General features: G+C 64.2%; 18 protein-coding genes. 12 read left to right on the top strand and 6 right to left on the bottom strand.

Translation table 11 applies throughout. From position 1 onward, the window contains the following. Positions 1 to 16: 16 nt before the first annotated feature. Positions 17 to 211: a DUF1059 domain-containing protein gene (locus NCR38_RS15835; protein ID WP_061116015.1), complete on the bottom strand. Its 195-nt coding sequence runs from the start codon at positions 209 to 211 to the stop codon at positions 17 to 19. Positions 212 to 322: 111 nt separating this feature from the next. Here NCR38_RS15835 and nthA point away from each other — a divergent pair, with 111 nt between their 5' ends. Genes nthA through NCR38_RS15860 form a run of 5 tightly spaced genes read left to right on the top strand, consistent with a single transcriptional unit; the run spans position 323 to position 3,548 of the window. Continuing rightward, positions 323 to 970 (top strand): nitrile hydratase subunit alpha, encoded by a 648-nt coding sequence (gene nthA / locus NCR38_RS15840; RefSeq protein ID WP_061116014.1) that lies wholly within the window; start codon positions 323 to 325, stop codon positions 968 to 970. Continuing rightward, positions 967 to 1,641 carry a nitrile hydratase subunit beta gene (gene nthB, locus NCR38_RS15845; RefSeq protein ID WP_061116013.1) on the top strand — a complete coding sequence of 225 codons (675 nt, stop codon included), beginning with the start codon at positions 967 to 969 and terminating at the stop codon, positions 1,639 to 1,641. Before nthA ends, nthB begins: the two co-directional genes overlap by 4 nt. 1 nt (position 1,642) lies before the next feature. Then, a complete protein-coding gene (locus NCR38_RS15850; protein WP_061116121.1) occupies positions 1,643 to 2,440 on the top strand; it encodes a nitrile hydratase accessory protein in 798 nt (265 codons plus the stop codon). Positions 2,441 to 2,463: 23 nt separating this feature from the next. Next, on the top strand, positions 2,464 to 2,850 hold the full coding sequence (locus NCR38_RS15855; RefSeq protein WP_061116012.1) for a tautomerase family protein: 387 nt from the start codon (positions 2,464 to 2,466) through the stop codon (positions 2,848 to 2,850). Further along, the gene (locus NCR38_RS15860; RefSeq protein WP_061116011.1) at positions 2,847 to 3,548 is read left to right on the top strand and encodes a 4'-phosphopantetheinyl transferase superfamily protein; all 702 of its coding nucleotides are present in this window, start codon (positions 2,847 to 2,849) and stop codon (positions 3,546 to 3,548) included. Before NCR38_RS15855 ends, NCR38_RS15860 begins: the two co-directional genes overlap by 4 nt. A 16-nt stretch (positions 3,549 to 3,564) precedes the next feature. On the opposite strand, the gene NCR38_RS15865 is transcribed toward NCR38_RS15860, so the two are convergent. After that, a complete protein-coding gene (locus tag NCR38_RS15865) occupies positions 3,565 to 4,071 on the bottom strand; it encodes a M48 family metallopeptidase (RefSeq protein WP_061116010.1) in 507 nt (168 codons plus the stop codon). Between the two features lie 260 nt (positions 4,072 to 4,331). Between NCR38_RS15865 and NCR38_RS15870 the strand changes: the two genes are divergently transcribed. Then, the gene (locus NCR38_RS15870) at positions 4,332 to 4,871 is read left to right on the top strand and encodes a metal-dependent hydrolase (RefSeq protein WP_061116009.1); all 540 of its coding nucleotides are present in this window, start codon (positions 4,332 to 4,334) and stop codon (positions 4,869 to 4,871) included. A gap of 27 nt (positions 4,872 to 4,898) precedes the next feature. Beyond that, the gene (locus tag NCR38_RS15875; protein WP_061116008.1) at positions 4,899 to 5,393 is read left to right on the top strand and encodes an LEA type 2 family protein; all 495 of its coding nucleotides are present in this window, start codon (positions 4,899 to 4,901) and stop codon (positions 5,391 to 5,393) included. On the opposite strand, the gene NCR38_RS15880 is transcribed toward NCR38_RS15875, so the two are convergent. Beyond that, positions 5,390 to 5,815: a cupin domain-containing protein gene (locus NCR38_RS15880; protein ID WP_061116007.1), complete on the bottom strand. Its 426-nt coding sequence runs from the start codon at positions 5,813 to 5,815 to the stop codon at positions 5,390 to 5,392. The two genes, NCR38_RS15875 and NCR38_RS15880, sit on opposite strands and share 4 nt — an antisense overlap. Positions 5,816 to 6,039: 224 nt before the next feature. Here NCR38_RS15880 and NCR38_RS15885 point away from each other — a divergent pair, with 224 nt between their 5' ends. The 5 genes from NCR38_RS15885 (at position 6,040) to NCR38_RS15905 (ending at position 14,621) form a co-directional block, all read left to right on the top strand. Continuing rightward, positions 6,040 to 10,905, top strand: coding sequence for an NAD-glutamate dehydrogenase (locus NCR38_RS15885; RefSeq protein ID WP_061116006.1), 4,866 nt, complete (start codon positions 6,040 to 6,042; stop codon positions 10,903 to 10,905). A 176-nt stretch (positions 10,906 to 11,081) separates the two neighbouring features. Further along, complete coding sequence (locus tag NCR38_RS15890) at positions 11,082 to 11,759, top strand: CsgG/HfaB family protein (protein WP_061116005.1); 678 nt, start codon at positions 11,082 to 11,084, stop codon at positions 11,757 to 11,759. A gap of 24 nt (positions 11,760 to 11,783) precedes the next feature. After that, the gene (locus NCR38_RS15895) at positions 11,784 to 12,146 is read left to right on the top strand and encodes a DUF4810 domain-containing protein (protein ID WP_061116004.1); all 363 of its coding nucleotides are present in this window, start codon (positions 11,784 to 11,786) and stop codon (positions 12,144 to 12,146) included. Positions 12,147 to 12,155: 9 nt separating this feature from the next. Then, positions 12,156 to 12,830, top strand: a complete 675-nt coding sequence (locus NCR38_RS15900) for a DUF799 domain-containing protein (RefSeq protein WP_061116003.1) — start codon at positions 12,156 to 12,158, stop codon at positions 12,828 to 12,830. A gap of 402 nt (positions 12,831 to 13,232) precedes the next feature. Then, positions 13,233 to 14,621, top strand: a complete 1,389-nt coding sequence (locus tag NCR38_RS15905; protein ID WP_061116002.1) for an FAD-binding oxidoreductase — start codon at positions 13,233 to 13,235, stop codon at positions 14,619 to 14,621. A 49-nt stretch (positions 14,622 to 14,670) separates the two neighbouring features. On the opposite strand, the gene NCR38_RS15910 is transcribed toward NCR38_RS15905, so the two are convergent. The 3 genes from NCR38_RS15910 to NCR38_RS15920 all read right to left on the bottom strand — a co-directional run bounded on the left by NCR38_RS15910 (position 14,671) and on the right by NCR38_RS15920 (position 19,009). Beyond that, the gene (locus NCR38_RS15910; protein WP_061116001.1) at positions 14,671 to 15,027 is read right to left on the bottom strand and encodes a host attachment protein; all 357 of its coding nucleotides are present in this window, start codon (positions 15,025 to 15,027) and stop codon (positions 14,671 to 14,673) included. Between the two features lie 123 nt (positions 15,028 to 15,150). Beyond that, positions 15,151 to 16,647: an acetyl-CoA hydrolase/transferase family protein gene (locus NCR38_RS15915; RefSeq protein WP_061116000.1), complete on the bottom strand. Its 1,497-nt coding sequence runs from the start codon at positions 16,645 to 16,647 to the stop codon at positions 15,151 to 15,153. Positions 16,648 to 16,867: 220 nt separating this feature from the next. Next, positions 16,868 to 19,009, bottom strand: a complete 2,142-nt coding sequence (locus tag NCR38_RS15920) for an FUSC family protein (RefSeq protein ID WP_250477343.1) — start codon at positions 19,007 to 19,009, stop codon at positions 16,868 to 16,870. Between the last annotated feature and the right edge of the window lie 62 nt (positions 19,010 to 19,071).

The raw sequence follows: 19,071 nt of genomic DNA on the forward strand, positions 1-19,071 counted from the left end.
AACCCGACGACCGCGATCAGGCAGGCGGCGTGCCCTCGTGGAAGAAGGTCTTCAACTGCGAACGCAGCTCGGGCGAGTCGGTGTGCTGATGCACGGCGACCGCGTGCTGCACGGCCGCTTCCATCAGTTCCTCCTCGGAGTCGGCGGAAAGAGCGATGCTGCACTTCACATCGCTCGGGCATTCGCGGCAATCGATGTACTTGCGTGTCATGGCATCCTCCTCGCATGAGACGCTGATCAAAGTATAGGCGGCGTGCCGGCGTTTGCACGCGCGCGCGCACTCCGGTAACGTGTGACGTCTGTGCCACTCGCGAGACCGCGCATGAGCCACGATCATCCTCATCATCACGAACACGAACCCCACGGCAGCGCGTTGCCGGAGATGGACTTGCGCGTGCGCGCGCTCGAATCGCTGCTGGTCGAGAAGGGCTATGTCGATCCGCAGGCGCTCGACGTCTTCGTCGAGACTTACGAGCACAAGGTCGGCCCGCGCAACGGCGCGCGCGTCGTTGCGAAGGCGTGGCGCGATCCGGCGTTTCGCACGTGGCTGCTCGACGACGCCACCGCCGCCATCGCGTCGCTTGGCTACACCGGGCGGCAAGGCGAGCACATGGTCGCGCTCGAGAACACGGAGAACGTACATAACATGGTGGTTTGCACGCTGTGCTCGTGCTATCCGTGGTCCGTGCTCGGGCTGCCGCCTGTCTGGTACAAGTCGGCGCCATATCGCTCGCGCGCGGTGATCGATCCGCGCGGCGTGCTGAAGGATTTCGGCGTCGAATTGCCTGAACATGTCGAGTTGCGCGTGTGGGATTCGACCGCCGAAGTGCGCTATCTCGTCGTGCCGATGCAACCCGCCGGCACGGATGATCTCGACGAAGACGCGCTCGCCGATCTCGTCACGCGCGATTCGATGATCGGCACGGGCCTCGCGCTTGCGCCATCGCGGGCAACGGGAGCATCGGCATGAACGCGGCGCACGATATGGGCGGCATGCAGGCGTTCGGTCCTGTTGAAATCGATGCCTGCGACGCGCCGGGCGCATCGCCTTTTCATGCGGAGTGGGAGCGGCGGGTTCTGGCCGTCACGCTCGCGATGGGCGCAACGGGCCAATGGAACATCGACACGTCGCGGGCCGCGCGCGAAAGCCTTCCGCCCGCGCAATATCTCGGCAGCAGCTATTACGAAATCTGGTTCGAGGGCTTGAAGAAGCTGCTGATGGCAAAAGGACTCGCGAGCGCGGACGAAATCGCGAGCGGCCGTTCGCACTGTGCCGCGAAGCCGAACGTGCGCGTGCTGAAGGCCGCGGACGTGAGCGCGGCGCTGTTGCGCGGCGCGCCGGTCGAGCGGCCGGCGACATCGCCCGCGCGCTTTGCCGTCGGCGATGAAGTTCGCACGAAGCTGATGAATCCGCCGACGCACACGCGTCTGCCGCGCTATTGCCGGGGCAAGCCCGGGCGCATCGTCGCGGTGCGCGGCACGCACGTCTTTCCCGATGAAAACGCGCTCGGCCACGGCGAGCATCCGCAGTGGCTCTATACCGTGCGTTTCGATGCGAAAGCATTGTGGGGACCGGACACGACTGCGTCCTCGGTGTGTGTCGATTGCTGGGAACCTTATCTCGATGCCGCGCGCGCGTGACATGACCTCGAACGAACCCAAGCTGCAGGCGTTGCGCGCCGTTTTGCCCGAATTGCCTTTCGATGACAACGGCCCGGTGTTTCGCGCACCGTGGGAAGCGCAGGCCTTCGCGATGACGCTCGCGCTGTACGAGCGCGGCGTGTTCACGTGGAAGGAGTGGGCGCACGCGTTGAGTGTCGCGATCAGGGACGCGCAGGCGGCGGGCGATCCCGACCACGGCGATACCTACTACACGCACTGGCTGAGCGCGCTCGAACGCCTCACGGCCGAGAAGGGCTGCGTGAGCGAGGAGACGCTCGCACGCCGGCGTGTCGAATGGGACGAGGCCGCGCGCGCGACGCCGCACGGCCAGCCGATCGTTCTGAAGCGCACGCAGGGACTGCCGCCCGCGACGCTCGACGCGTATCGCGCGGCGATCTATCGCATCGCAGTGCAGCCGGGCATCGACATGAAAGTCGGTGTCGCGAATGCAGGGGCGGCGTCGTTGCTGGCGAAACATGATGTCGCGAGCGCGGTGTTCGTCACGGCGTCCAATCCGTTCGGCCAGGTGCTCGCGCCCGAAGAAAACGCGGCGCGCCAGCGCAGGCTGATCGAGCGCGTCGGGCAGTCGAGGTTGCGCGCGCTGCCGGGCGAAGGCATCGATCCGACGAACGAGTGGGTGGCCGAATCGAGCCTCTTCGTGCTCGGCGCGACGCACGAGACCGCCGATGCGCTGATGACCGAGTTCGCGCAAAACGCCGTCGTGTACGTCGATCGCGCGGGCCTGCCGCAATTGCTGCTGCATCCGTACTTTCGCTGAAACCCATCCACGAGGAGAAACTCATGCCGCTCGTTCGCATCGATCTGCAAAAAGGCAAGGACAGCGCGTATCGCACCGCCATCGGCGACGTGGTGTACGACGCGATGCGCACGACGCTCGACGTGCCCGAGAACGATCGCTTTCAGATCGTCGCCGAGCATGGTGCGGGGGATTTCATCGTCGATCGCACGTATCTCGGCATCAGCCGCACCGATGATTGCGTCGTGATTCAGGTCACGCTCAACGAAGGGCGCGATGTCGTGAAGAAAAGCGCGTTTTACAAGGCCGTCGCCGATGGCCTGCACGAACGCCTGAAACTTCGGCGCGAGGACGTATTCATCAGTCTCGTCGAGGTGAAGAAGGAGAACTGGTCCTTCGGCAACGGCGAGGCGCAGTACGCACCGAAATGACCGAAGCGACGATTCCCTTCGGCATTGCGCCGGTGCCGCTTCCCGCCGACACGCCCGCGGACGTGCACGTGTGGCGGGTTCAGATCGACTTCTCGGTGCCGATCGACGGCGCGCCCTACGCCGTGATGAACGCGAGCGAGCGCGCTCGCGCCGCGCGCTTTTTGCGTCATGCGGATGCCGCGCGTTTCGGCGCGGTGCGCTGCGCGTTGCGGCATGTACTCGCCGCCGCAACGGGCGGGGATGCCGCAGGCCTCGTGTTCGACGCCGACGACCGGGGCCGCCCGTTTCTCGCGCAACCGGACGCACCGGATTTCAACGTGTCGCACTCGGGCGCGTATGGCCTGATCGCGGTATCGCGGGCAAGGCGGGTGGGCACCGACATCGAAGAAGCCCGCGCGACGTTTCAATGGCGCGAGCTGGCGCCCGCCGTGCTGGCGGATTCGGATCGCCGCGAAATCGACGCACTGCCCGACGAGTCCGCCCGAAGCGCTGCCTTCTTCGACTGCTGGACGGCCAAGGAGGCGGTGCTGAAGGCGCACGGCGACGGCATCGGCGGCGGGGCGATCGCGATGGACCGTTTCCCGGTGCTGCCGCGCGATGGCGTTCGCTATGCGCTCACGCGCGATGCGGGCGTGTTCGAAGCGGTTGCGCTGCATGCGCCTGCCGGGTACGCCGCCGCGCTCGCCTGGTCATATTGATGCGATGCAGCGATGCTCACGCCACTCTGGCGCGCGCGAGGTCGCGATGGGTGAGATAGAGCCGCAAGTCGAATTCAATCTGATGGTAGCCCGGCTGCATCAGCTCGCACAGCCGGTAGAAGGCCTTGTTGTGATCGCTTTCCTTCAGATGCGCGAGTTCATGCACGACGATCATCCGAAGAAACTCGGGCGCGGTGTCCCTGAAGAGCGATGCGATGCGGATTTCCTTTTTCGCCTTGAGCTTCGTGCCCTGCACACGCGAGATCGCGGTGTGCAGGCCGAGCGCGTGACGGAGCACGTCGAGCTTGCTGTCGTAGAAGACCTTGTCGATCGCGGGCGCGACGCGCAGAAATTCCTGCTTCAGGCCCGAGCAATACTCATACAGCGCGCGATCGGACTGCACCGCGTGCTTGTTCGGATAGCGCGCATCGAGATAAGCGCCCAGTTGTTGCTGGGCGATCAGTCGGCGCACCTTGTCCTGTAGCGTGTTCGGGTAGGCGCTCAGGTATTTCAGGTGTTGCATGACGGCCGGATTGGAATAGATACGTTCAATGCCTGATGCGCAGGCGGGCGTGGGACGCCTGGGGCACCGTCCGCAGCGTGATTGCGCAGCAATCTAGCAATCATTTTAGTCAACCCGGCGCCGCCTCGCCGCCGATGTGATCACAACCGTGTTTCGACGCGCGCAATTCCGTAAGTTTATGTTTCAGCCCGGCTCCGGATGCGCCCGCCGTGCGAACATGCGCGCTCTTTCGGTACGGGCGACAAAGGCAGGCTTTTTTCATGGCATCGAGCAAGGCGCATCACGCGACCGGATGGGCGGCGGGCATCATCGCGGCGGCGGTCGTGCTGCATCCGGCAAGAGCGGCAGCGGGCGCGCATATGGTGTCGGGCGTGCTTGCGCTGCTGGCCGGTGTCGTCGGCGCCACTGCGCCCGACTGGCTCGAAGTCGCATGGTGGACGCGCGCGCGCAAACTCTGGATCACGCATCGCACGCTCACGCACTGGGGCGTCGGCTGGGCCGCGCTTCTCGTGCTGTCCTATCACTTTCTCGGGCGGCATCCGGCCGCGCCCATCGCGTTCGGCTTCGCGTGCGGCGGCCTCATGCACCTCTTCGCGGACTGGCCGAATCCACTCGGCGTGCCGTGGATCGTCGCGCGCCATTCGCTCAATCTGTGGACGAGCGGGCATTGCGATCTGATCATCGTGGCGGGTGCGTGGGCTGCGGCGCTTTTTGTCGTCGACGATGTCTGGTTTGATCATGTCTATGGGCGCATGCTGTTGGACTATGGCCGCATGCTGCTGAATGCGCTGCATACCTGACACGACATCGCGAGGAGTCACATTCCCATGCAATCGAAATACACGCGCAATCGCTTCTTTCTCTTCTTCGTTGCGTTGATCGCGATGCTCGCGCTCGACGGCTGCGCGGGCTTTTTCAACCGCGACGCGATGCGCGTCTCCGTCGCGGGCATCGAGCCGCTCGAAGGCCAGGGACTCGAAATGCGCTTCGCCGTGAAGCTGCGCGTGCAGAACCCGAACGATGCGCCGATCGACTTCGACGGCGTCGCGCTCGATCTCGACCTCAACGGCCGCGCGTTCGCGAGCGGCGTGAGCGATCAGCGCGGAACGGTGCCGCGTTTCGGCGAGACGATCGTGTCTGTGCCGGTGACCGTTTCGGCGTTTTCGGTCGCGCGCCAGGCGTTCGGCTTCGCGAACGGCGACACGGTCAGCAAGGTTTCGTATGCGGTGCGCGGCAAGCTCGCGGGCGGCGCGTTCGGCGGCGCGCGCTTCGCCGACAGCGGCTACGTCGATCTTCCGGGACTGGGCGCGTCCGGCTACTAGGACGCCTGCGCTTCCCGCGGATCGTAGGGCACGACGCGATCCGCCTCGCTGGCATCGTTGCGGGCGATCACGGCGCGAGCAGGCTCGGTCGCACTCAGATTGACCGGCTGATGCGGCACGCCCGGCGGAATGAACACGAAGTCGCCCGGCTCGTTGATGACCGATTCCGCCAGTCCCGGCCCATAGCGCGTCTCGATGCGTCCTTCCAGTATGTAGATGCCCGTCTCGTAGCCCACGTGGACATGCGGCTCGCCACGGCCGCCCGGCGGTACGACGACGAGATGCATCGCGAGGCCGCGCGTGCCGGCCGTCGCCGCCGACAATCCGATGAAATAAGGCAGATGCTGAACCGTCGCGAGCTTTTCCTGCGGCCGCACCGTGACGACCGTTTGCTGTGCTGTCTCTTGCCTCGTGACCTGCATGGCGATTCCTCCGTCGGCTGATGCGCCGCTATCGACGATAGCCGAAAGCCGCTGTCGCGCAAAGATCATGCGGCGCGGCTAAGGTACGGCCATGCGCGCACCGTCTTTGTGCAACCGCACATGCCCGACCCGGGGCCAAAGGCGCCGGGCGGCGCATAATCTCCTTGATTGATTCGAAGAGCGTGCCGCAACCGCATCGCAACCGAAAGCCTCGGGAGGACACCATGCTGGTCAAGAACGAAGCGCGGGTCGAACAGCTCATCAACGATCTTCTGGACTTCGCGCGAGGACGATTGCCGGAGTCGTCCTTCAAGGTCATCGAGCCGCTGCTTCGCTATTACTACGAGCAGGTCGATGTCGAGGATATCGCGAGCCGCGACGTCGCCGATCTCTACGGCGCGGCGATGGCGCACTGGCAGACGGCGCAGAAGTTCGTGCCCGGGCGCGAGGTGCTGCGCGTCTACAACCCGAATCTGGAACAGCACGGCTGGCACTCGGACCACACGGTCGTCGAGATCGTCAACGACGACATGCCGTTTCTCGTCGACTCGGTGACGATGGAGCTCAACCGCCTCGGTCTCGCGCTGCATTCGGCGATTCATCCGGTGTTTCGCGTCTGGCGCTCCGGCAAGGGCGCGCATGCGGGCGATATCGAGCGCATCGGCCAGGGCCACGCCGAAGCGGGCGATGGCAATTCCGAGCTCGAATCGTTCATCCATTTCGAAGTGGACCGCTGCGGCGACGGCGAGCGTCTCGAGGAAGTGCGCGACAACATCGCGCGCGTGCTGGGCGATGTGCGCGCGGCGGTCGAGGACTGGCCGAAGGTGGTCGATGCGGCGCGCGTCGCGATCGGCGATCTGAAGATGCGCGACACGACGCCGGACGGCATCGAGTCCCGCGCATTCCTCGAATGGATGGTCGCGGATCATTTCACCTTCCTCGGCTGCCGCGATTACGAGCTTGTCGAGCACGAAGGCGGTCCCGCGTTGCGCGGCGTGGCGGGCTCCGGCCTGGGCATACTGCGCGAGACCTTGCGCGAGCCTTCGGCGGGCGACGTGACGCCGCTGCCGCCGGGCGCGGCCGCGATCATCGAAGGCGCGGCGCCGATCTTTCTGACAAAGGCCAATTCGCGCGCGACGGTGCATCGCCCGGGCTATCTCGACTATGTCGGCGTGAAGCGCACGTCGCCCGATGGCAAGGTGACCGGCGAGCGGCGGTTTCTCGGTTTGTATACGTCGACCGCGTATCTCGTGCCGACGTCCGAAATCCCGATCGTGCGCCGCAAATGCGCGAACATCGTGCGGCGCGCGGGCTTCCTCGAGAAAGGTCATCTGGCGAAGTCGCTCATTTCCGTGCTGGAGCAGTATCCGCGCGACGAGCTTTTCCAGGCCGATGAAGACGTGCTCTTCGATATCGCGATCGGCGTGCTGCGTTTGCAGGAACATCAGCGCACGCGCCTATTCGTGCGGCGCGACCGCTTCGACCGTTTCGTGTCGTGCCTCGTCTTCGTGCCGCGCGACAAGTTCAACACCGACTTGCGCCGCCGCATCAGCAAAGTGCTGCTGGAGGCGTTCAATGGCAAGAGCATCGAGTTCACGCCGCTTCTGTCCGAATCGCCGCTCGCGCGGATTCATATCGTCGTGCGCGCCGACCGGGGCGCGATGCCGGAAGTCGATACGCGCGAACTCGAAGCACGCATCGTGCAGGTCGCGCGCCGCTGGCAGGACGATCTCGCCGATGCGCTCATCGACAGTCACGGCGAGGAGGCGGGCAATCGTCTGTTGCAGCGCTATGCCGATTCGTTTCCCGCCGGTTATCGCGAGGACTATCCGGCGCGCACGGCGGTGCGCGACATCGAACTGATCGAGGCGACGCACACGCGGCCCGGCGGCTTGTCGATGAGTCTGTACCGGCCGATCGAAGCCGGGCGCCGCGCATTCCGTTTCAAGGTCTATCGCGTAGGCGACCCGATCGCGCTGTCGCACAGCCTGCCGATGCTCGAACATCTCGGCGTGCGTGTCGATGAAGAGCGTCCGTATCTGATCGAGCCGACCGGTGCGCCCCACGCATGGGTCCACGATTTCGGGCTCGAATTGCAGGACGACGTCGAGTTCGATATCGACCGTGTGAAGCCGCTCTTCGAAAACGCGTTCGCGAGTGTGTGGTCGGGCGAGATCGAGAACGACGACTACAACCGTCTCGTGCTGCGCGCGCAGTTCGGCGCGCGCGACGTGACCATCATGCGGGCGTATGCGAAGTATCTGCGGCAAGTCGGCTCGACTTTCAGCGATGCGTATATCGAGCGCGCGCTGATCGGCAATCCGTTGATCGCGAAGAAGCTGCTGCAACTTTTCATGGTGCGTTTCGATCCTGCGCGCGGCGGGTCGGCCGAGGATCGCGACAAGGCCGCGCAACGCGTGCTCGCCGATATCGAGGCGGCGCTCGACCAGGTGCCGAACCTCGATGAAGACCGCATCCTGCGTCAGTTCCTCGGCGTCATCACGGCGACGGTGCGCACGAACCACTTCCATCGCGATTCGAACGGCCAGCCGCGTCCGTATGTGTCGTTCAAGCTCGATCCGTCGAAGGTGCCGGGCCTGCCCGAGCCCAAGCCGATGTTCGAGATCTGGGTCTATGCGCCGCGCGTCGAGGGCGTGCATCTGCGCGGCGGACGCGTCGCGCGTGGCGGGCTGCGCTGGTCGGACAGGCGTGAGGACTTCCGCACAGAAGTGCTGGGCCTCATGAAAGCGCAGATGGTGAAGAACACGGTGATCGTGCCGGTCGGATCGAAAGGCGGCTTCGTCGTGAAGAATCCGCCGCCCGCGACGGACCGCGAAGCGTTTCTGAACGAGGGCGTCGCGTGCTATCAGATGTTCCTGCGCGGCCTGCTCGATGTGACCGACAACCGCACGCCCGATGGCGTCGTGCCGCCGCCGGACGTCGTGCGCCACGATCCCGACGATCCGTATCTCGTCGTCGCCGCGGACAAGGGCACGGCGACGTTCTCGGACTACGCGAACGCGATCGCGCGAGAATACGGCTTCTGGCTCGACGACGCGTTCGCGTCCGGCGGCTCGGTCGGTTACGACCACAAGAAAATGGGCATCACCGCGCGCGGCGCGTGGGAATCGGTGAAGCGCCATTTCCGCGAGATGAACTTCGATACCCAGTCGACGGATTTCACCGTGGTCGGCGTCGGCGACATGTCCGGCGACGTGTTCGGCAACGGCATGCTGCTGTCGCGTCATATCAGATTGATCGCGGCGTTCGATCATCGGCATGTGTTTCTCGATCCGACGCCCGATGCGGCGACGAGCTTCGAGGAGCGCGCGCGTCTTTTCGCGCTGCCGCGTTCCAGTTGGGCCGATTACGATGCCGCGCTGATCTCGACGGGCGGCGGCGTCTATCCGCGCACGGCGAAGTCGATTCCGATCTCGCCGCAAGTGCAGGCGGCGCTCGGCATCAGCGCATCGGTGCTCGCGCCGAACGAACTCATCCGCGCGATCCTGCTTGCCGAAGCGGATCTGCTCTACAACGGCGGCGTGGGCACGTATGTGAAATCGAGCGCGGAGACGCATCAGCAAGTCGGCGACCGCACCAATGACGCCGTGCGCGTGAACGGCGCGGAGCTGCGCGTGAAGGTCGTCGCGGAAGGCGGCAATCTCGGACTCACGCAACTGGGGCGCATCGAATTCGCGCAGCGCGGCGGGCGCATCAACACGGATGCGATCGACAATTCCGCCGGCGTCGATTGCTCGGATCACGAGGTCAACATCAAGATCCTGCTCGGCCTCGTCGTCGCGGATGGCGAGATGACCGAGAAGCAACGCAACGCGCTGCTCGCCGAGATGACCGATGAAGTCGGCCTGCTCGTGCTGAAGGACAACTACGCGCAGACGCAGGCGCTCTCGATCGCGAAGCGTCACGAAGCCGAGACGCTCGATGCCGAGGCGCGCATGATGCGCTTCCTCGAACGCGCGGGCCGCCTGAAGCGCAGGATCGAGTTCCTGCCTTCGGATGACGAAATCGCCGAGCGCGCTGCGGCGAAGTCGGGACTGACATCGCCCGAGCGCGCGGTGCTGCTCGCATACGGAAAGATGTGGCTCTACGACGAACTGCTCGAATCGAGCGTGCCGGAAGACGCGCTCGTCGCGGACATGCTGCCCGATTATTTCCCGAAGCCCCTGCAGCAGCGCTATAGCGAGACGATGCAGCGCCATCCGTTGAAGCGCGAAATCCTCGCGACGCATCTGACCAATGCGCTCGTCAATCGCGTGGGCTGCACGTTCGTGCATCGGCTGATGGAGGAGACCGATGCGTGCCCGAGCGATATCGTGCGCGCGGCATTGATGGTGCGTGACGTATTCGATCTCGACGATCTGTGGCGCAGCATCGACGGGCTCGACAATATCGTCGCGGACGAAGTGCAGGCACGCATGTTCGTGGATGTCGTGCGTCTGCTCGACGATACGTCGCTCTGGTTCCTGCGGCATCTGAAGCACAACGGGTCGGGCGCCCACGAAGCGCGAGGCCTGCTCGCGCGCTGCCGGGAGGCGGCGCAGCGGCTCGCGCCGCAACTGCCCGCGCTCCTGCCCGCGCCGCAGCTCGACGCGTGGTATGCGCGCCGGCGCGAACTGGAAGATGCGGGCGTCGAGAGCAGCCTCGCGGCGCGCGTGGCGAGCGGCGAGATCGCGACGGCGGTGCTCGACAGCGCCGAAGTGGCGGCGTGCTCGGAGCGCAGTCTCGAACTCGTCGCGAGCGTGTACTTCGGCATCGGCACGCTGCTCGACTATCGCGGCATCGCCGAACGGGCGATGGCGTTGCCGATCGCGACGCACTGGGACCTGCTCGCGCGCGCGGCGGCGCTGGAAGAGCTCGCGCGCCTGAAGCGCGCGCTGACCGTGAGCGCGCTCGAACAATCGCGCGGCATCGATGCGCCCGATGTGATCGTCGAGAGCTGGCGTGCGAAGCGGCAGGACGCGCTGGATCGCTATACGCGGCTGCTGGCGGAACTGCGCGCGAGCGGCGGGGCGAGTCTTTCGATGTTGCTGGTGGTGGTGCGGGAGATGGCGGTGCTGGAGCGGGCCTGACCCATGGCAGGCACGACGGCGATGGCGGCGCAATCGCCGCCATCGCCGCCATCGCCGCTCAGTTTTAGGAATTCTCTTTCTTTTCGAATGTCCGGAATTGCCAAATAATCACCGGTTTTTGAAATCGCCTGATCAAAGACAGGCGATTTCGATTTCCGACGTTGAAAAGGCAATTAATGAATTTCACAAAAGGACAATTGACGATCGTCATCGCGTCCGTTGCGGCGATATTGGGCGGATGCGCGAACGAAGCGTCGCGCACGCTGGCGGTACCCGAACTGGCGAGCGCCCAGAAGCCTTTCGCAGGCAAAGCCGTTCCGGTGTCCATCGGCAAGTTCGACAATCAATCGAGCTACATGCGCGGCGTGTTCTCGGACGGCGTCGATCGCCTCGGGGGTCAGGCGAAGACCATTCTCGTCACTTCCTTGCAGCGCAGCCGCCGCTTTGCCGTGCTGGATCGCGACAATCTCGCCGAAACGAAACTGGAAGCCGGCTTCGCAAACAAGGCCCAGTCGATCCGGGGCGCGAACTATGTCATCACCGGCAACGTGACGGAGTTCGGCCGCAAGGAAGTCGGCGATCGCGAGTTGTTCGGTCTTCTCGGACAAGGAAAAACGCAGGTGGCCTATGCGAAGGTCAGTCTGAATATCGTCGATACGGCCACCTCCGAGGTGGTGACGTCGAGCCAGGGCGCGGGCGAGTACAGCCTGTCGACCCGTGAAGTGATCGGCTTCGGCGGAACCTCGAGTTACGACTCCACGCTGAGCGGCAAGGTGCTCGATCTCGCCATCGGCGAGGCGGTCAATCGTCTGGCCGAGCAAGTCGATGCGGGCGCGCTGCAAACCGCGAAGTAATCTCCTCACTCATATCCGAAGAACATGATCTCGAAGAACAACAAACTGACCGCGCTCGCGCTGCCGGTCGCGGCGGCGTGCGCGCTGCTGACGGGGTGCGCAACGCAGACCGCGCCGCTCTATCAATGGGACGGCTATCAGCCTCAAGTCTACGAATACTTCAAGGGGCAAAAGGGCGCGGCCGAACAGATCGCGGCGCTCGAGGCTTCGCGCGAGAAAACCCTGGCGCAGAACAAAGCGTTGCCGCCCGGCTTTCGCGCCCACCTGGGCATGCTGTACGCGAGCGTCGGCAAAGGCGCCGAGGCTCGCCAGCAATTGACGGAAGAAAAGGAACGCTTCCCCGAATCCTCCGCGTACATGGATTTCCTGTTGAGCAAACTTCAGTAAGCGCCCACTATGACCTTCCTTATTTCCCGCAAACTCGTCGCGGTCGTATCGGTATTGCTGATGCTGTCCGCGTGCGCTTCACATTCTCCGAGCCAGACCGACCACGCGGCATTTCGCAGCAACAAGCCGCGCTCGGTTCTCGTTCTGCCGCCGCTCAACGATACGAACGACGTCAACGCGACATACGGCATGTTGTCCCAGATGACGATGCCGCTCGCCGAAGGCGGTTACTACGTGGTGCCGGTCGCCGAAATGGAGGAAACCTTCAGGCGCAACGGCCTGACGACTGCCAACGACATTCAGAATGTCGCGCCCGAGAAGTTGCGCAGTATCTTCGGCGCGGACGCGGCGTTGTACACGAAGATCACCGATTACGGCTCGTCCTATCGGGTCATCGCGAACAGGACCGTGGTCGCGGCGCAAGCCAAACTGGTCGATCTGCGCTCGGGCGACCTGCTCTGGAGCGGCTCGGCGACGGCGAACGGCAGCGAGGTCGGCGGCGACTTCAGCGTAGGCTCGGGCCTCGTCGGCGCGCTCGTGCAGAACGCCGTCAAGCACGTCGTCAATGTCACCACCGACAAGGCATGGAGCGTCGCGGGACTGACCAGCCAGCGCCTGCTGGCAACGGGCGGAACGAACGGCATGCTGTATGGCCCGCGCTCGCCGAAGTACGATTCGAACTGATCGACACGTAATGGATGAGCGAAAACGCGCCGATTCGTCGGCGCGTTTTTTTTGGGCTGTTAAACCGTGGCTTCCTTAAAAATATCCTTAAATAAGGAATACACATAAAACGAATGAAGCGCTGCATTCGCTCTTCGATCTGATCGGCAACTTTGTCCGATACATGCTAGATCGCATGCATGAATTCACTGGTCGGGCACTTTACATTGCGTAACCCGAGGCATTAAATCAACGAGCGGTCGAAGCGTGCGCTTGCCGCGATCCATTCCCGTTCTCGTGGTCACCGGTGTGCAACCGATCGACACGCCACGCGCGATCCGATGGCGGGTTTCTTGCGCTTTCGCGTACCAACTGGCAGGGTCGGAAACGTCGCAGCGCTTTACTCAGCAGCGAGGTCTCACAATGGTCAACATCTCAGGCGAAGCGATCGATACCTTGAAGGCGTCGGTGAGAGGCAGGATCATCTCACCGGCCGAAGCCGACTACGACGAAGCACGCAAGGTCTGGAATGCAACGATCGACAGGCGTCCCGCGCTCATCATGCGTTGCGCGGGCACGGCCGACGTGATCGCCGCACTCTCGTTCGCGCGCGACAACGGCCTGCTGGTCTCGATTCGCGGCGGATCGCACAACATCGCGGGCAGCGCAGTCAGCGACGACGCCTTGATGATCGATCTCTCCGCGCTGAAATCCGTGCGTATCGATCCGCAAGCGAAACGCGCGTATGTCGAGCCGGGCGCGCTGCTCTCCGACTTCGATCACGAAGCACAGGCATTCGGTCTCGCGACGCCGCTCGGCATCAACTCGACGACGGGCGTCGCGGGTCTCACGCTCGGTGGCGGCTTCGGCTGGATCAGCCGCAAGTTCGGCGTGACGGTCGACAATCTCGTCGCGGCGGAGATCGTCACGGCGGACGGCACATGGCGGCGCGTGAGCGCGGACAGCGATCCCGATCTCTTCTGGGCATTGCGCGGCGGCGGCGGCAACTTCGGCGTCGTGACGCTGTTCGAATATCAGTTGCACGAAGTCGGTCCGCAGATTTACGGCGGCCTCGTCGTGTATCCGCTCGAACAGGCGGATCAAGTGCTGCCGAAGTATCGCGAGTTCGTGGCGCAGAGCCCCGACGACCTGACCGTGTGGGCCGTGCTGCGTCTCGCGCCGCCGTTGCCGTTCCTGCCCGAAGACGCGCATGGCAAACCGGTCGTCGTGCTGGCGAGTTGCTATGTCGGGCCGGTCGAAAACGGTGAAAGGGCGCTCGCGCCCGTGCGCAGCTTCGGCACGCCCTACGGCGAGCATCTCGGGGTCATGCCGTTCGCCGCATGGCAGAAGGCCTTCGATCCGCTGCTGACGCCCGGCGAGCGCAACTACTGGAAGTCACACAACTTCGCGAGCCTGAACGATGAAACGTTCGACATCCTGACGAATGCGGTGAAATCGCTTCCGTCGGGGCAATGCGAGGTTTTCATCGGTGCGATGGGCGGACAGACGAACCGCGTTCCCGTCGATGCAACGGCGTACGCGAATCGCGATTCGATCTATACCATCAACATTCACGGGCGCTGGAGCGATGCCGCCGACGACGAGAAGTGCACGAAATGGGCGCGCGACATGTTCGCGGCGATGACGCCGCACGCACTCGGCAGCGTCTACGTGAATTTCATGACGGGCGAAGAAGGCGATCGTGTAAAGGCGGCGTATGGCCCGAACTACGAGCGGCTTGCTGAAGTGAAGCGCCGTTACGATCCGGACAACGTGTTCCGCAGCAATCAGAACATCATGCCCGCGGCGTGACGCGCGGCGCGCCGTTTCTTTGCGGGAAACGGCGTGCCACGAGCAATGTTCAGGGCCGGTCCAGATGACGGCCGATACCGCGCGTGTCCGTGCCCGACACGTCGCTATTGACTTCCTCGTAGACGAGCTTGAGCGTTTCGCCGCTCAGATGGTTTCGCAACAAGCCGAGAAACCTCGGCTCGACCGCGAGGCGCAGGCGATCGAATCGTTGATGCAGGCGGCTTCGTTCGAGATACTCTGCGACGGTCCTCGCGAATTTTTCCCGGTCGCTTTCTGCCGTTTCCGCCACGCGCGCAGCCGTATTCCGGAGGTCCTCGACTTGCCGCAGGTCCAGCTTCAATCCTTGCGTCTCGAAGATCCGGGCCCGGCTGCCATCGGCGGCAAGAACCCAGGTGATGGCGGTCATGATGCTCCTCCTGTTCGCCAGCCCAAGCAGGCTCCCGCCATTGTGCGCCTAAACGCCGTGTAACGGCTTCGTTCTCGCGCCGCATTCGCTTTCGCGGCGCAGCATAACGTGCGCGACTACGCTTCAGCGCAGCATCGAACCGCTCGCCGCAAAGCGCGAGTGAAACGAAAATGCCTGGTCGAGACGATGCGGCGTGTGCCCACCGAGCGCTGCTGCATCGCGGTAATAGTCGCGCAACAGCTCGCGATAAAGCGGGTGCGCGCAGTTCTGGATCACGCTCATGGCGCGTTCGCGTGGCGCGAGGCCGGTGAGATTGGCAAGCCCGCGCTCGGTCACGACGATATCGACATCGTGCTCGTTGTGATCGCAATGGGGCACCATCGGCACGATGCTCGAAATGCGTCCGTCCTTCGCGACGGATTTCGTTGCGAACACGGCGTAGGCCGCATTGCGCGCGAAATCGCCCGAGCCGCCGATGCCGTTCATCATGTGCGTGCCGCCGACGTGCGTCGAATTCACGTTGCCGTAGATGTCGGCTTCGAGCGCCGTGTTGATCGCGATGAGACCGAGACGCCGGATGACTTCAGGATGATTGCTCACTTCCTGCGGCCGCAACACGAGCCGTTCGCGATAGCGTTCGATATCGCCGAACACCTTTTTCTGCCGCTCTGCGGACAGCGTGACCGACGCGCCCGATGCAAACGCGGCCTTGCCGGAATCGAGCAGATCGAAGGTCGAGTCCTGCAGCACTTCGGAATAGATCGTCAATGCTTCGAACGGCGACGCCGCGAATCCCGACAGCACCGCATTCGCGATCGTGCCGATGCCCGCCTGCAATGGCGGCAATTGTTTCGGCAAGCGCCCGCGCGAGACTTCATGCTGGACGAACTCGATCAGATGCCCGGCGATCAAAGCGGTGTCTTCGTCGGCGGGCAATACGGTGGACGCGCTGTCGGGCGTGTCGGTGATGACGATGGCGGCGATCTTGTCGAGTGGAATCTCGATGGCCGCGGCGCCGATTCTGTCCTGCGGGCTTACGATCGGAAGCGGCTCGCGCTGCGGCCGGCGCTCGGGAATCCAGATGTCGTGCAGGCCTTCGAGCGCGGCCGGCTGCGCCAGATTGATCTCGACGATCACGCGTTCGGCAAGAATTGCGAAGCTCGCGGAATTGCCGACGGAAGTCGTCGGCACGATGCCGCCCGTCTCCGTGATCGCGGCGGCTTCGATGATCGCGAGATCGAGCTTGCCGAGGCGATTCGCGCGCAGCAGCTCGACCGTTTCGGACAGGTGCTGGTCGACGAACATCACCTCGCCGCGGTTGATCGCGCGGCGCAACGTGGTATCGACCTGAAACGGCAGGCGGCGCGCGAGCACGCCGGCTTCGGTGAGGATGCGATCGGTGTCATGTCCGAGCGACGCGCCCGTCATGAGCGTGATGCGCAACGGTTCATTGTCCTCGCGCGCGCGCCGCGCGATTTCGAGCGGCACGGCCTTCGCGTCGCCTGCGCGCGTGAAGCCGCTTGCGCCGACGATCATGCCGTCGCGCACGAGTCGGGCCGCTTCGGCGGCCGAGGTGATCTTCCCGCGCAATGCGGCACAGCGAATACGGTCTTCGTACATCGACGTCTATCTTCCAGAGCTTCGTTTAACCGAAGGCGATTATAGGTAGCGCGCTTTACTGTTGAAATCGCAACGTTGAAAGACATTGTTCCAATGCCGTGTCACTTTGCGCTTGGTCTAGTCGGATGCACGTACGAGCGTTTCAACCCGCCGTAGCGGTGCGGCAAATCAGCGCGCCGACGTTGAACCGACTCCACTATAGGGCGCGCGATGCCGTGAATTAATCGCTTCGCCAGGAAGGCACCTTTTCATGCGATGGAACGAAAGGCGCATCGGAATCGACAAGCGCGGTGCGGATGAAGTGCAGGCACGCGAGCACGCGCTGCATGCCGTTGCGCGCATCGCGGTCGGCGCGCGCGAATTCGAGCATGCTCTGCGCGATCAGGATCGACGCTGCGACCGAACCGATCGCGCGACGCAGCGTCGCGCTGTCGGGCGTGCGAAACAGCACGGCGATATCGCGCAACACGCGCGCGAGCGAGGTGATCCACGCGATGCGCAGTGCATCGGGAAAACGCTGTGCATGCAGCGCACGCGCTTCGTGCCGCAAGTCGATCGTCGCTTGCCCGACTTCGAGCGTGACGAGCATCCATGAGAGCGCATGTCGATGCTCGCGCGAGCGCCGCGTGAGCACGCCGCGCAACTGCGACATCAGATCGTGCGTGCCCGAGTGAAAGCGCTCGGCGAGCCCCGCGAGCTTGCCTTCGCACGCGAGCGCGGCCTGCGCACGCAGCTCCGCGAGCGTCTTGCCGACGAGCCACGGCGTGCGCGGCGGCACGATGATCGCGCATGCGATGGCCGCCGCGAGCATCGCGACGAGCACCGCGAGGCCGTTGTTGAGCAGTAGTGCCGGATCGTAGACGATGCGGTTGTCGGGCGCGGCGAGCAGGCAGAAGAACACGCAAAAGCCGATGCCGTATCCGGCGGTGGCGGCGCGCATCGCGAGAAATGCGCCTGCCGCGAGCGGCGCCGCAAGCATCGCGCACAGAAGCGGGAAGCCATCGATGGCGGGGTACACGTGACATAGATACACGTAGCCCGTGACCATCGCGAGCGCCACGCCAGCGGCCATCTGCGCGATGAACTTCGACGGCCGCGCCGATGCCGACGACAATGCGCAGGCCAGCGTCGCACCGATCACGGCATAGCCGCCGCTCGGCCACGCCGTGACGATCCAGAACCACGCGGTCGCGGCGATCACGATGCCGGTGCGCATGAACGTCGCGGCAAGTACGAAGCCGTTGGTTTTTGCTTCATATCGCGAGGCGGAGCGATCTTTCAGGCGCTCGCCGTTTGCGATCGATACATAACGGATCGTATCGGCGATGAAGCGGTACAAAAGCTCCGCCGACGTCGTGAAGTCGAGTTGTGTCGCATCGTCGGTGTGTGCAAGGCGGCGCTGCGCATCGCGCAGGCGCGTCGGCAGCGTCGTCTTGTAGCGTTGCAGATGCACGTCCGGCGATGCGCGTTCGAAGAGGCGCGCGAGTTCTTCGAGGAAGGGCATGAGTGCGTCGTGTGCGCATCGCGTATCGTCGTTGGCGTGCAGGCGCCTGATCGACTGATCGAGTGCATGCAGGCGCGCGCACGCATCCATGAAGGCGCTGTTCAGTCGCGCGAGCTTGCCGTTGTGCTGGCGCATCGTAGGCGACTCGTATGCAGCGAAGCCGCGCGTCGCTTCGAAGCCTACGATCTCATCGACGAAATCCGCGAAACGGCGATCTCGCGCGCGGCGCGAGAGACGGCCGCACAGTACGTCGGCCGCGAATCGAGCGAACTGCGCGTGACGCGCATCGAGCGAGCGCATGAGCGTTGCGCTGGCATGGCGCGGAAAGACGAGCGCGCTCACCACGCTCGAACACACGATGCCGAGCATGACTTCCGCGCCGCGCGTGAGCGTCGCGATCAGCAGGCCGTTCGGATCGGTGACGGCGGGAACGCCGATCAGCGCGGCGGTATAGCCCGCGAGCACGAAGCCGTACCAGCGGAACTGGCGGTAGCGCACCGCGAGCGCGGTGCAGGACGCGGCCCATATCGTCAGCGCGAGCGCATAGAGTTCCGCCTGTTGCACGAACACCGCGCCCAGAACGAGTGCGGCGAGCATGCCGAGCATCGTGCCCGCGAAACGATAGACGCTCTTTGCGAGCACCATGCCGGAGAAGGGCTGCATCAACACGAAGGTAGTCGTCATCGCGACGCGCGGCTGCGCCAATTCCAGACGCATTGCGATGCCCATCGCAATGAACGCGGCAAGCAGCGTCTTCGCGAGATGCAGCCAGACATGTCCATCCGTAGCGAACCAGTCGCGCGTCGACAAGCGTGCTTCCAGAAACGACATGCGGTCCGCCGATATGCCCCTGCTCATGAAGGCGCCGATTGTAGGCAAGGTGCCTTGCCGGATTAATGTGGGAATCAGGGAACATTCTT

Source organism: Caballeronia sp. INML1 (assembly GCF_023631085.1).
In the GTDB taxonomy this organism is placed as follows: domain Bacteria; phylum Pseudomonadota; class Gammaproteobacteria; order Burkholderiales; family Burkholderiaceae; genus Caballeronia; species Caballeronia turbans.

Excerpts from the sequence above, each read along its gene's own strand:
- NCR38_RS15890 (WP_061116005.1), top strand. The coding sequence starts at position 11,082 with ATGAATTTCACAAAAGGACAATTGACGATCGTCATCGCGTCCGTTGCG.
- NCR38_RS15895 (WP_061116004.1), top strand. The coding sequence starts at position 11,784 with ATGATCTCGAAGAACAACAAACTGACCGCGCTCGCGCTGCCGGTCGCG.
- NCR38_RS15880 (WP_061116007.1), bottom strand. The coding sequence starts at position 5,815 with ATGCAGGTCACGAGGCAAGAGACAGCACAGCAAACGGTCGTCACGGTG.
- NCR38_RS15915 (WP_061116000.1), bottom strand. The coding sequence starts at position 16,647 with ATGTACGAAGACCGTATTCGCTGTGCCGCATTGCGCGGGAAGATCACC.
- NCR38_RS15875 (WP_061116008.1), top strand. The coding sequence starts at position 4,899 with ATGCAATCGAAATACACGCGCAATCGCTTCTTTCTCTTCTTCGTTGCG.
- NCR38_RS15865 (WP_061116010.1), bottom strand. The coding sequence starts at position 4,071 with ATGCAACACCTGAAATACCTGAGCGCCTACCCGAACACGCTACAGGAC.
- NCR38_RS15835 (WP_061116015.1), bottom strand. The coding sequence starts at position 211 with ATGACACGCAAGTACATCGATTGCCGCGAATGCCCGAGCGATGTGAAG.
- NCR38_RS15920 (WP_250477343.1), bottom strand. The coding sequence starts at position 19,009 with ATGAGCAGGGGCATATCGGCGGACCGCATGTCGTTTCTGGAAGCACGC.
- NCR38_RS15910 (WP_061116001.1), bottom strand. The coding sequence starts at position 15,027 with ATGACCGCCATCACCTGGGTTCTTGCCGCCGATGGCAGCCGGGCCCGG.
- nthA (WP_061116014.1), top strand. The coding sequence starts at position 323 with ATGAGCCACGATCATCCTCATCATCACGAACACGAACCCCACGGCAGC.
- NCR38_RS15870 (WP_061116009.1), top strand. The coding sequence starts at position 4,332 with ATGGCATCGAGCAAGGCGCATCACGCGACCGGATGGGCGGCGGGCATC.
- NCR38_RS15900 (WP_061116003.1), top strand. The coding sequence starts at position 12,156 with ATGACCTTCCTTATTTCCCGCAAACTCGTCGCGGTCGTATCGGTATTG.
- NCR38_RS15850 (WP_061116121.1), top strand. The coding sequence starts at position 1,643 with ATGACCTCGAACGAACCCAAGCTGCAGGCGTTGCGCGCCGTTTTGCCC.
- NCR38_RS15905 (WP_061116002.1), top strand. The coding sequence starts at position 13,233 with ATGGTCAACATCTCAGGCGAAGCGATCGATACCTTGAAGGCGTCGGTG.
- nthB (WP_061116013.1), top strand. The coding sequence starts at position 967 with ATGAACGCGGCGCACGATATGGGCGGCATGCAGGCGTTCGGTCCTGTT.
- NCR38_RS15855 (WP_061116012.1), top strand. The coding sequence starts at position 2,464 with ATGCCGCTCGTTCGCATCGATCTGCAAAAAGGCAAGGACAGCGCGTAT.
- NCR38_RS15860 (WP_061116011.1), top strand. The coding sequence starts at position 2,847 with ATGACCGAAGCGACGATTCCCTTCGGCATTGCGCCGGTGCCGCTTCCC.
- NCR38_RS15885 (WP_061116006.1), top strand. The coding sequence starts at position 6,040 with ATGCTGGTCAAGAACGAAGCGCGGGTCGAACAGCTCATCAACGATCTT.